At 59.6% G+C, this 11,692-nt stretch carries 12 protein-coding genes; 3 read left to right on the top strand and 9 right to left on the bottom strand.

Annotation, left to right across the window (positions count from 1 at the left end; translation table 11 throughout):
• Window positions 1-91: 91 nt before the first annotated feature.
• The gene (locus AACY18_RS20590; RefSeq protein WP_339465931.1) at window positions 92-1,201 is read right to left on the bottom strand and encodes a PilT/PilU family type 4a pilus ATPase; all 1,110 of its coding nucleotides are present in this window, start codon (window positions 1,199-1,201) and stop codon (window positions 92-94) included.
• A 128-nt stretch (window positions 1,202-1,329) separates the two neighbouring features.
• Here AACY18_RS20590 and AACY18_RS20595 point away from each other — a divergent pair, with 128 nt between their 5' ends.
• Window positions 1,330-3,867 (top strand): PAS domain-containing hybrid sensor histidine kinase/response regulator, encoded by a 2,538-nt coding sequence (locus AACY18_RS20595; RefSeq protein WP_339465932.1) that lies wholly within the window; start codon window positions 1,330-1,332, stop codon window positions 3,865-3,867.
• Window positions 3,868-3,918: 51 nt separating this feature from the next.
• Window positions 3,919-4,194, top strand: coding sequence for a peptidylprolyl isomerase (locus AACY18_RS20600; RefSeq protein ID WP_007912322.1), 276 nt, complete (start codon window positions 3,919-3,921; stop codon window positions 4,192-4,194).
• A gap of 45 nt (window positions 4,195-4,239) precedes the next feature.
• Here the strand turns inward: AACY18_RS20600 and AACY18_RS20605 are convergent, their stop codons facing one another.
• The 8 genes from AACY18_RS20605 to AACY18_RS20640 all read right to left on the bottom strand — a co-directional run bounded on the left by AACY18_RS20605 (window position 4,240) and on the right by AACY18_RS20640 (window position 10,776).
• Window positions 4,240-5,172, bottom strand: coding sequence for a sugar kinase (locus AACY18_RS20605; protein WP_339433140.1), 933 nt, complete (start codon window positions 5,170-5,172; stop codon window positions 4,240-4,242).
• Between the two features lie 52 nt (window positions 5,173-5,224).
• On the bottom strand, window positions 5,225-6,439 hold the full coding sequence (locus AACY18_RS20610) for an amino acid deaminase (protein WP_339465935.1): 1,215 nt from the start codon (window positions 6,437-6,439) through the stop codon (window positions 5,225-5,227).
• Window positions 6,440-6,478: 39 nt separating this feature from the next.
• Window positions 6,479-7,243: an IclR family transcriptional regulator gene (locus tag AACY18_RS20615; RefSeq protein ID WP_339465936.1), complete on the bottom strand. Its 765-nt coding sequence runs from the start codon at window positions 7,241-7,243 to the stop codon at window positions 6,479-6,481.
• Between the two features lie 84 nt (window positions 7,244-7,327).
• Window positions 7,328-7,717, bottom strand: coding sequence for a RidA family protein (locus tag AACY18_RS20620; protein ID WP_339433137.1), 390 nt, complete (start codon window positions 7,715-7,717; stop codon window positions 7,328-7,330).
• Window positions 7,718-7,746: 29 nt separating this feature from the next.
• Window positions 7,747-8,544 carry an amino acid ABC transporter ATP-binding protein gene (locus tag AACY18_RS20625; RefSeq protein WP_339465937.1) on the bottom strand — a complete coding sequence of 266 codons (798 nt, stop codon included), beginning with the start codon at window positions 8,542-8,544 and terminating at the stop codon, window positions 7,747-7,749.
• Window positions 8,541-9,203, bottom strand: a complete 663-nt coding sequence (locus tag AACY18_RS20630) for an amino acid ABC transporter permease (RefSeq protein WP_339433135.1) — start codon at window positions 9,201-9,203, stop codon at window positions 8,541-8,543. The genes AACY18_RS20625 and AACY18_RS20630 overlap by 4 nt, the downstream gene beginning before the upstream one ends.
• A gap of 9 nt (window positions 9,204-9,212) precedes the next feature.
• A complete protein-coding gene (locus AACY18_RS20635) occupies window positions 9,213-9,875 on the bottom strand; it encodes an amino acid ABC transporter permease (protein WP_038368362.1) in 663 nt (220 codons plus the stop codon).
• Between the two features lie 52 nt (window positions 9,876-9,927).
• Entirely contained in the window at window positions 9,928-10,776 is an 849-nt protein-coding gene (locus tag AACY18_RS20640; RefSeq protein ID WP_339433134.1) for a transporter substrate-binding domain-containing protein, read from the bottom strand.
• Between the two features lie 350 nt (window positions 10,777-11,126).
• Between AACY18_RS20640 and AACY18_RS20645 the strand changes: the two genes are divergently transcribed.
• Entirely contained in the window at window positions 11,127-11,561 is a 435-nt protein-coding gene (locus AACY18_RS20645; RefSeq protein ID WP_339433133.1) for a thioredoxin family protein, read from the top strand.
• The last annotated feature ends 131 nt before the right edge of the window (window positions 11,562-11,692 follow it).

Below are 11,692 nucleotides of genomic sequence, written 5' to 3' on the forward strand. Positions count from 1 at the left end.
TTGCGCCTGAAAAGTTGACCCCATTCGCAACTAGATAAGCCATCAGATATTTATAAGCCAATATGTAAGCCACGAAAAAACCAACACCCAACTACTCCAACAACCCCCAATCATCATGCCCTTCTTCCCGATGACTAACACTGTCCATTTGCAACTTAATCTTCAACCTCAAATTAGTTACAGAGTCAGCATGTTTCAACGCCTCTTCTTCGCTGAGCACTTGTTCTTCAAACAGACTGAACAATGACTGATCAAATGTCTGCATGCCCACAGCCCCAGACTTTTCCACGATCATTTTAAGTTCACCTAATTCATTGCGGCCTATCAGATCGCTAATAGTCGGCGTTCCCAACATTACTTCCACAGCAGCCCTCCTCTGCCCGTCAACCGTGCGCACAAGTCGTTGTGAGATACACGCTCTCAAGTTAACGCCTAACGTCTGCAACAACGGCGACCGCCGCTCCTCCGGGAACATATTGATAATCCGGTCCAACGCCTGGTTGGCGTTATTGGCGTGCAAGGTGGACAGCACCAGATGCCCGGTCTCGGCGAACGCCAATGCATGTTCCATGGTTTCACGGTCGCGAGTTTCGCCGATCAGCACCACGTCCGGCGCCTGACGCAGAGTATTTTTCAAAGCGACATGAAAACTGCGGGTGTCGACGCCGACTTCACGCTGGTTGATGATCGAACGCTGATGACGGTGGATGTATTCGATCGGGTCTTCGATGGTGATGATATGCCCGCTGCTGTGGCGGTTACGGTGATCGATGAGCGCTGCCAGTGACGTTGATTTTCCCGAATCGGTGGCGCCGACGAACAAGATCAGCCCCTGTTTGAGCATCACGGTTTCGAGCAATACCGGCGGCAGTTTCAAGTCCTCGAAACGCGGAATGTCGAGCTTGACGTTACGGATCACAATCGACACATCGTTGCGCTGTTTAAAAATGTTTACGCGAAAGCGTCCGACACCAGTTCGAGAAATTGCCAGGTTCATTTCCAGATCCCGATCGAACTCCCGGCGCTGCTCGGCGTCCATCACCGAGTTGGCGATTGAGGCTATCTCACCGGGCTTGAAGCGTTGTTCGCTCAACGGCGTCAGCACCCCGTCGAATCGCGCACTCGGTGGTGCGCCTGTTGACAGAAACAGGTCCGAGCCGTGACGGTCCGCCAGTTGTTTGAGCAGTGCATCGATTTCCATGGCAAAAAGCACCCGCGAAGCTTTCAATGAACAGAGAGGCCCGGTGCCGTGACGCGACGGGCCAAATGGCGTCTACCGAACTAGGATAGTAGACGCCGCCTCACCGACCGACGCTCAGGATTGATGTAATGAACGCTGTACCCACCACCGATGACGCCCAGGCACTGATCGCCCGTACCGACTGGAGCCAAAGCCCGCTGGGCGCCTCCGGTACCTGGCCGCAGAGCCTGCGCACGGCAGTGGACATCGTGATTCACTCGCCGATGCCGATGTTGCTGTTGTGGGGGCCGGAGCTGACGCAGATCTATAACAACGGCTTTGCCCTGCTTGCCGGGAGCAAGCATCCGAGCGCTTTCGGACAGCCTGCCCACCAGATATGGCCGGAACTTCGAGACTTCACTGACCCGATTTACAGCGCCGTCCTACAAGGCCAGGTGCGCACCTACAGCGAACGACGCTTCACCCTGCAACACGACGGCAAGGATTCCGATTTCTGGCTCGACCTGACTTACAGTCCGATCCGCGATGAAAGCGCAAACGTGGCGGGAATTCTGGTCACGGCGATTGAAACCAACGAGCGGCGGCGTATTGCTCTGGAACTGCAACGGCGCTCCGACGAAAGCCTCAAAGCCCAACGTGAAACTGAAGAGCGCCTGCAACTGGCGCTCGCCGCAACCGATGCGGTGGGCACCTGGGACTGGGACATCGGCGAAGACCGCTTTATTGCCGACGCGCATTTTGCTCAATTGCACGGCATCGATCCCGCCCTGTCGGGGCAGTTGCCAATCACCGAGTACCTGCAAGGCGTGCATCCCGAGGATCGGGCAATGGTCGCGCGCAGCATCAAGCACTGCATCACCCACGGCACCGAATACGCCGAGGAATATCGTCTGCTGCAACCTGGCGGACAACTGCGCTGGGTGTTTGCTCGCGGGCGCTGCTACAAGGATCACCATGACCGGCCGGTACGCTTCCTCGGCGCCGCGCTCGATCTGACCGAGCGTAAACACACCGAACAAGCGTTGCGTCAAAGCCAGACCGAGTTGCAGTTGATCATTAACGCCATGCCGATCCTGATCAGCTATGTCGACCACGAAGAACGTTTTCGCCTGAACAACGCGGCGTATCTTGACTGGTACGGCCAGACGCCGCAGGAGCTCTATGGCCGCACGATTCGTGAAGTGATAGGTGAAGAGGCGTATTTCCTGCGCCTACCGTATATCGCCGAAGCGCTGGCGGGCCGGCCTTGCTCATTCAGCCTCTACACGCCGCACCGCGACGGCAGCAACCGCCATGCCCTGATGAACTACTTGCCGCGCCTGGGCGCAGAGGGTGCGGTCAATGGTTTCTACATCTTTGTGATCGACGAGTCCGAGCGCAAAAAAACCGAGGAGGCCCTGCGCAACCTCAACGAAACCCTGGAGGAGCGCGTCAGCGCCCGCACCGAGCAACTGGCTCAGGCCAATCAGCGGCTGCAGAACGAGATGTTCGAACGCGAGCGCGCCGAAGACGCGCTGCGCCATGCACAGAAGATGGAAGCGGTCGGGCAGCTCACCGGCGGCATCGCCCATGACTTCAACAATATGCTCACCGGGATCATTGGCAGCCTCGACCTGATGCAGCGCTATATCGCCAACGGCCGGACCGATGAGATCGGGCGCTTCACCGACGCCGCGGTGTCGTCCGCCAACCGTGCGGCGGCGCTGACCCACCGTTTGCTGGCGTTTTCGCGGCGACAATCGCTGGATCGCAAGACGCTGAACGTCAACACGCTGATCCATTCACTGGAAGATCTGATCCGCCGTACCAAGGGCGATCCGATCGAACTGACATTGCGCTTGGCCGATCAGGTGTGGTCGGTCAGCACCGACGTCAGCCAACTGGAAAACGCCCTGCTCAATCTGGTGATCAACGCCCGGGACGCCATGCCTCATGGGGGTGAGTTACTGATCGAGACGGCCAACGTCTATCTCGACGGCAGCGATATCACGACGCTTGAGCCAGTCAAGGCTGGCGATTACCTGATGCTGGCGGTCAGCGATAACGGTACCGGCATGACGCCTTCGGTGCGATCGAAAGCGTTCGATCCGTTTTTTACCACCAAACCCATCGGCCAGGGCACCGGCCTGGGCTTGTCGATGATCTATGGTTTTGCCCAGCAATCGGGCGGGCATGTCAGCCTCGACAGCTTGCCGGGCCAGGGCACTTGCGTACGTTTGTACTTGCCGCGCCTGCATGGCGTTGAGCCTGAGCACCCGGCTATGGAGCCGATTGAGCAGACCCCGAGCACCGTCACCGGGGAAACCGTGGTGGTGGTCGAAGACGATCCGGCGGTGCGCATGCTAGTGCTCGATCTGCTCAACGAGTTGGGCTACAACGCCCTCGAAGCAGAAGACGCGAAGACCGCCCTGCCCTTGCTGGAATCCGGCGTGCGGGTGGATTTGCTGGTCACCGACGTTGGCCTGCCGGGCATGAACGGCCGGCAATTGGCGGAAATCGCCCGGCAGCAGCACCCACGACTCAAGGTGCTGTTCATGACCGGTTATGCGCAGAAAGCCGCCGAGCGTCAGGGTTTTCTGGAGGACGGCATGGACATGGTGGCCAAACCGTTTTCCATTGAGCTTCTGGCCAGCAAGATCCGCACGATGCTCAGCCAAACGCCTTGAGTTGAGGCATAATCCGCGGCCCGCCGTCACCCCGTTATCAGGTATCGCAAGATGAAAGCCCAAGCCCGCCACATCCTGGTGAAAACCGCCGAAGAAGCCGAACAGCTCAAACAACGCATTGCCAAGGGTGAAGCGTTTGATGTGCTGGCCAAAAAATTTTCCACCTGCCCGTCCGGCAAGCGCGGCGGTGATCTGGGTGAAGTGCGGCCGGGGCAAATGGTCGGTGCGATCGACGCGGTGATTTTCAAGAAGCCGCTGCGCACGGTCCATGGGCCGATCAAGAGCAAGTTCGGTTATCACCTGGTGCAGGTGTTTTACCGGGACTGAAGGGTCGACTCGCGGACCGACTGCGCAGCAAGCGGCATCCACCGCTTACCTCGGAATCAGCGCCCCAGGCACCTGAATCACCCGACTCGCCAACCGGTGCCCCGCCGCGGCCGCCTCCGTCGGGCTGCCCCCCAGCAAACGACTGGCCAGATACGCCGCACTGAACGAATCCCCCGCCGCCGTGGTGTCCACCACCTTTTCGACCTTTTGCGCCGGCACCTCAAACACCTCACCGTCGCACCGGATCAGACACGCCTGGGCGCCCCGTTTGAGCACCACTTCCGGTGTGCCGATCAGCGCGTAAGCCTCGAACACGGCATCGCCGTCAGCAAAACCAAACAGCGCCTGGTCGTCATCGACCGTCAGCAACGCCAGATCGACATAGGGCAACACGCTGCGATAGGCCGCCCTCGCATCCTCCGACGACGCCCACAGACGGGGCCGGTAGTTGTTATCGAAGACAATCCGCGCATCACGCTGGCGGGCCTCGGACAACACTTCGATCAGTCTTTCCCGGCCCTGCGCACCGAGCACGGCCAGGGTGATGCCGCTGAAATACAGCACGTCGTAATCCGGTAACGCCGCCAGAATCGGTTCGGCGGCCGGGGTGGTGAAGCAATCGCGAACGGCCGCTTCGTTGCGCCAGTAGAGAAAACGCCGTTCGCCGTTGGCGTCGGTCTGGATGCAATACAGGCCGGGCAAACGACCCGGCAGGCGTTGCACGAGATCGAGGCCGATGCCTTCGCTGGTCCAGATCTGGCACATGGCGTCGCTGAAGCTGTCATCGCCCAGCGCGGTGACGTAGTCAACCTGAGCCTGATCGCCCAAGGCGCGGGACAGGTACACGGCCGTGTTGAGGGTATCGCCGCCGAAGTTTTGCAGCAGACTGCCGTCGGCGCGTTGCTGCAGTTCGATCATGCACTCGCCAATCAAGGCGATGCGCGGGCGGTGTGGGCCCAAGGGGCTGAGGCTGGTCATTTTGTGGGTCTCTGTTTGATCGAGGGTGTCTGGGCAGACGCCTTGGCGAGCCTTAGAAACAGGTCTCCATGCACTCGATCACCGTCAACTGCTCGTCGACCAGCAACCCCACGCGCCATTTATCAAAGGTCAGGCACGGGTGCGAAGTGCCGAAGGAAATGATGTCACCCACGCGCAGCTCAACGCCCGGCGCTACGGTCATGAACGCGTGCTGATCCATCACCGCTGTCACTTTGCACGCGCCGACGTCATCGCCCACCGCCGGCACCACACCGGCCTGGTAACGCAGCAACGGTACCGGCAGACCGGCATCGAACGCGACATCCCGTTTGCCCAGCGCAATCACCGCAAACCCCGGTTCCGGCATCGACTGCACATGAGCCCAGACCTCCAGCGCCGGCCGCAAACCTTCGTGCAAATCGCTGCGCCGATCGAGCACGCAGCACTGCGCCTCTTTGTAGATGCCATGGTCATGCGCGACATAACTGCCAGGGCGCAACACACTGAGGAAACGTCCGCCCGCGTTCTGCGCCTCGAACGATTCGGCAATCAGGTCATACCAAGCCGACCCCGAAGCCGTGATGATCGGCTTGGCAATGGCAAACGCGCCGCTGTCCTGCAACTGCACCGCCAGACGCACCAGCGACGCGGCGAACTCACGAATGCCGCTGACCGCGTGATCGCCATGAATCACGCCTTCGTAACCTTCGATACCGGTCAACGCCAACGAAGGTTGCGCGTTGATTGCTTTGGCCAGTTCGATGACTTCCTGCTCGCTACGGCACCCGCAACGACCACCGACCACGCCGTATTCGATCATCACGTTGAGCTTCACACCGCGCGAGGCAAAGTAAGCACCGAGATCGGTCACGTTGTCCGGGTGATCCACCATGCAATAGAACTCGAACGACGGATCCGCCAGCAGATCGGCAATCAATGCCATGTTTGGCGTGCCGACCAATTGGTTGGCCATCAGCACCCGGCGTACGCCATGGGCATAGGCCGCACGGGTTTGGGTCGCACTGGCGAGGGTGATGCCCCAGGCACCGGCGTCGAGCTGGCGCTTGAACAGCGCCGGGGTCATGCTGGTTTTGCCGTGGGGCGCCAACTCGGCGCCGCTGTCGCTGACAAACTTTTGCATCCAGCCAATGTTGTGTTCCAACGCTTCGCGGTGCAGCACCAGCGCCGGCAGGCTGACGTCACGCGCCAGGTGCGCGCCGATCGCGGCATCGCCCTTTTGCGCAGCAGTATTGATGGCAGTCGTCATGGTCAAACTCCTCGCAGCCGCGGCCGCAGGCCGCCGCGTTTATTCGTTGATTCGCCGGGCGAGGCTGTTGGCGCTCTCGATCAGAACCCGGCGATAGTCGTCGTAATTGTTCTTCGCATCGGCCCGTGGTGCGACGATGCACAGGGTGCAAATGGCCACGCCATTAGGGTCTTTGACCGGAGCGGCGAAGCAATGGGTGAAGGTGTCGGCGACGCTGTCGAAGGAAAAAAATCCGTCGATACCGGCCTGACGGATCTGCGCCAGAAACAGCTCCAGCGACAAGCGTTCACCGTCGGGCAGGACGTAATCGTCTTCGTCGATCAGGTCGACGATTTGCTGGTCACTCAGGTGCGCCAGTAGCAAACGACCGGATGCCGTCCACGGAATCGGCGCGTTCTCGCCGATGTCGGAAGAAATACGGAAATGCCGTTCACCTTCCTTCATCAACGCCACCGTGTACTTGCGCCCATTGAGCAGGCACATCTGCGCGGTTTCACGGGTCTGGCTGACGATCTCCTGCAAGGCGTGATCGGCCTCGCGGCTGAGGTCGAAATGACGCAGGTGCGCCTGACCGAGGAAGTACAACTGCCGGCCGAGATAGACGTGACCGTCCTTGCCCACCGGTTCCAGAATCCGCCGCTCCAACAAGGACGCGACCAACTCATAGACCGTGGATTTCGGGCTGCCGATGCCGTTGGCGATGTCGTTCGGGCGCAGCGGCTGGCCGATTTCCTTGAGGAAATCGAGGATATCGAACGCTCGGTCCAGGCCACGCGCCCGGCGTTTGATGGTGTCTTCGGTCATTTCTGCAGTCCCCAATGAAAGTGCCGGGAGTTTACCGAGAGTGCCGCATCGACGGTAAGAGCGCTTTGGCGAGCAAGCCCCCTCTCAACCCTTTCTCTTGTACGCAATGCAATCGATCTCGACCTTGCAATCAACCATCATGCTCGCCTGTACGCAGGCCCGTGCCGGGGCGTGCTCAGGTTTGAAGTATTCGCCGAACACCTTGTTGAAACTGGTGAAATCCCGCGGGTCGTCCAGCCATACGCCAGCGCGAACCACATCTTCCAGGCCATAACCGGCCTCTTCGAGAATGGCGATCAGGTTCTTCATGGTCTGATGGGTCTGCTCGACGATGCCGCCAACAATGATCTCGCCATCCACCGCGGGCACCTGGCCGGACACGTGCAGCCAGCCATCCGCTTCAACGGCGCGAGCGAAGGGGCGTGGCTGACCGCCAGCGGCCGTGCTGCCGGTGCCGTATCGAGTAATGCTCATGGGTACTTCTCCTGATTACAAAGCAAAAATTAGAACCGCGTGCTCTTGAGAAACTCAGCCAGCCGCGGTGATTGCGGGCGTTCGAACAGCTCCTTGGGAGGCCCCTGTTCTTCGATCCGCCCCTGATTCATGAAAACGATCTTGTCCGAGACCTCGAAAGCGAAACGCATTTCGTGGGTCACCAACAGCATGGTCATGCCTTCGTCGGCCAGGCCCTTGATCACGTTAAGCACTTCGCCGACCAACTCCGGGTCGAGCGCCGAGGTGACTTCGTCGAACAGCATCAGGCTCGGGTTCATGGCAATGGCCCGGGCAATCGCCACGCGCTGTTGCTGACCGCCGGACAACTGACCCGGGAAGTGATTACGCCGTTCAAGCAGGCCCACCCGCTCCAGCCATTTCTCGGCCAGGACCACGGCTTCGTCCTTGTGCATTTTCTTCACCTTGAGCAGCCCAAGGGTGACGTTCTGCAAGGCCGTCAAGTGCGGGAACAGGTTGAATTGCTGGAACGCCATGCCGGTCATCGCGCGATGACGGGCGATGACTTTTTCTGCGTGGCGCACGCGTTTGCCGTTGACGTCGTCATAGCCGATGGATTCGCCGTCGAGCAGGATCTGCCCGCCCTGGAACTCCTCAAGCATGTTCACGCAACGCAGCAGCGTGGTCTTGCCCGACCCGCTGGAGCCGATCAGTGTCACCACATTGCCGCGTTGCATACTGAGGTCGACACCTTTGAGTACTTCGACCGCGCCGTACTGCTTGTGCAGGCCACGGATGTCCAGCAGTGGCTGGCCGTTTTGTACGTTGGAAACTGGAGCGTCTGTCATGGCAAGGCCACCCGTTTTTCAATGTGCCGGCCGAGTAATTCGATGCCGAAGTTGATGACGAAGAACAGAAAACCGGCGAACAGGTAGAACTCCAGTGTCATGAAGTTCCGAGCGATGATCTGTTGGGTGCTGAGCAGCAATTCGGCCACGCCGATCACCGACAGCAAGGTCGACGCCTTGACGATTTCGGTGGACGAGTTGACCCAGGTCGGCAGAATCTGCCGCAGCGCTTGGGGTAACAGCACGTAGCCGAGGGATTGATAAAACGTCAGGCCAATGGCTTTGCCCGCTTCCATCTGGCCGCGAGGCAAGGCTTGCAACGCACCGCGTACGATCTCGGCAACGTGGGAGCCACAGAACAGCGTCAGGCCCAACGCGCCGGCCTGAAAAGCGCTGATCCGCCAGCCCAGCGCCGGTGCCATATAGAAGCAGGCCAGCACCAATACAAACACCGGCGTACCGCGAATGATGTCGACGTAAAAACGAAACGGTGCGCGCATCCAGAACTTGCCGTAGGTCAGCACCAGACCCGCGACGACGCCGAGCATCGTGCCGAACAAAATCGCCAGCGCCGACACCTGCACACTGGTCAGAAAACCCTGCCAGAGCGGCTCGCGCGCCACCCATAACTCATGCAACCAACTGGGGGATTGGTACATCACTGCCTCCTATCGGCGGATCGCCAGACGCTGCTCCAGATAACGCAGCAGCATGGCGATGAGGTAACAGGCCGCGACATACAGCGCCGTGGTCACCAGCCAGGTTTCGATCACCCGGTAGCTCTCGACGTTGATCTTGCGCGCGTAATAGGTCAGCTCCGGCACCGCAATCGCGGCAGCCAACGAGGTGTCCTTGAACAGCGAAATGAAGTTGTTCGACAGCGCGGGCAAGACGTTGCGCAGCATTACCGGCACGGTGACGTAGGCCTTGACCTGCCATTCACCGAGGCCGATCGCCAGCCCGGCTTCGCGCTGGCCTTTGGGAATGCTCAGCAAGCCACCCCGGAACACTTCGGTCAGGTACGCCCCGGCATACAACGACAGGGTGATGATGAACGACGGGATCTTGTCCAGCCGGATCCCCAGGCTCGGCAACGCAAAGTAGATCAACAGAATCAACACCAGGATCGGCGTATTACGCACCACCGTGACGTACACCGAGGCCAGCACCCGCAAGGCGCGATGCCTGGACAGCAAGGCAAACGCCATCAGCAGGCCGATCACGCAACCGATGGCGATCGACACCAGCGCCAGTTCAAGGCCCAGACCCAGCCCCGCCAGCAAGGTGTCGAAATCGCGCCACACGGCGGCAAAGTTCAACTGATAGTTCATGGTCAGCAGTACCTTGAGCGGGGCGCGTTATGGGCGCCCCACTCTCACAGGATCATTTGAATTCGACAGGGAAACCGATGGCGGGCGATGGCAGGTCAACACCGAACCATTGCTTGAACGACGCCGCGTAAGTCGGGAATTCAACGCCGGTCATGGCTTCATGCAACGCCGTGTTGACGAAGTTCAACCAATCCTGATCGCCACGTTTGACGGCGCACGCGTAGGTCTGCGGGCTCCAGGCATAGCTCGGGCTGCGATAGCGGCCAGGGTTCTGCACCATCAGGTATTTGACCGAGGACTGGTCGGTGGCGGCGGCATCGGCGCGGCCGGAGTTCACGGCCTGATACATCAGATCGACGCTGTCGTACTGATCGACCTTAGCTTTGGGCAATGCCTGATGCACCAGTTCTTCGGCGTATACGTTTTGCAGCACCGCGACCGTCACGCTGTCGCCCGCGGCTTGCAGGTCTTCGATTTCCTTGTACTTGCTGTTGTTCGGCAGCAGCAAGCCAACACCTTCGCGGTAATACGGCAGGGTGAAGGCAACTTGTTGGGCGCGGCTGGCTGTCACGGTGATGAACTGGCAACTCATATCGACTTTGTCGGTGAGCAGATTGGGGATCCGCGCATCGGACGACTGCACCACGAACTCGACTTTGCCCGGGTCGTTGAACAGCCCTTTGGCCACGATCCTGGCGATGTCGATATCAAAGCCCTGCAACTTGCCGTCCGCGCCCTGAAAGTGCCAAGGCGCATTGGTGCTGCCGGTGCCCACAATCAGTTTTCCGCGGGCCAGCACACTGTCGAGCTTGCTGTCGGCGGCCTGAGCCAGGCCCATGACAGTTGAAGAAGCTGCAAGAACAAAAACACACGCTTTGAACAAGGAAGGTCGGCGATGCATGGCAAGCACTCCTGAGACTGTTTATTCCGCTACAACGGAACCTGGTTTGTTACTACGGAATAGATAGCAGAAAGTGTGCCACAGGATTCGCCAGGAATCTGCAATGGATTGAAATGCTTGAAGAATCAAAGGGATGCATGATGTGCGGCATTAGGCGCTACGTGAGGTGCCACTGCCCAACGCTACCGAGGGCCACACATGGGCGGGTACTCGGGCAACATTCGGGTGCACCGTGATCAAGCGAGCGCACTGCTTTAGTGATGCCTGCCTGTCAACTCTGACAGTAGATGAGAGGGTTCGATGGGGGTTAACGTTGCAGTCGCGCTCACTCGTTGAACAAGGAGGTTTCCATGCAAACGACAACTCGTCGTTCGGACTTGCCTGCCATTTACCGTAAAGCCCTGAAAACCTGGCGGCCGGTCATCCTGTACTTCGCCAACGAACACTGCCCCGCCTGCGAAAGGGCCGGGCCGATTTTTCGTCAGACTGCCGAGCCGTATCGCCATCGTGCCAACATCTACATGCTCAATACCCGTGAGTCGCCGCGCCATCCGCTGGTCACGGGAACGCCGACGGTGCTGTTCTACAAGAACGGCAGGCTTGTGAAGAAACTCAAAGGGATTGGCACAGAAGAAACACTCGCGGCGGACTTTGCCCGGCACATTGGCAACACCAAGGCACCAGCGGTGCAGCAAAAATCACGGCACGACCTGATCTGGCTTCGTCGTACGTTGCGTCATCTGTGCACCATCACCGGTGCGCGCCGGCAGAGGCGCGGCGCCTGATACATCGCCTTCGCGAGCAAGCCCGCGCCCACACTGGACTTGTGGCTGGATCACAAATCATTCGCCCCTCCCAGCCCATGGCGCTGGCGGGGTCTATAGTGATCAGGTCTTGTGCCCAGCCGTCGAGTGCC

The organism is Pseudomonas sp. EA_65y_Pfl2_P74, assembly GCF_963970575.1.
In the GTDB taxonomy this organism is placed as follows: domain Bacteria; phylum Pseudomonadota; class Gammaproteobacteria; order Pseudomonadales; family Pseudomonadaceae; genus Aquipseudomonas; species Aquipseudomonas baetica_A.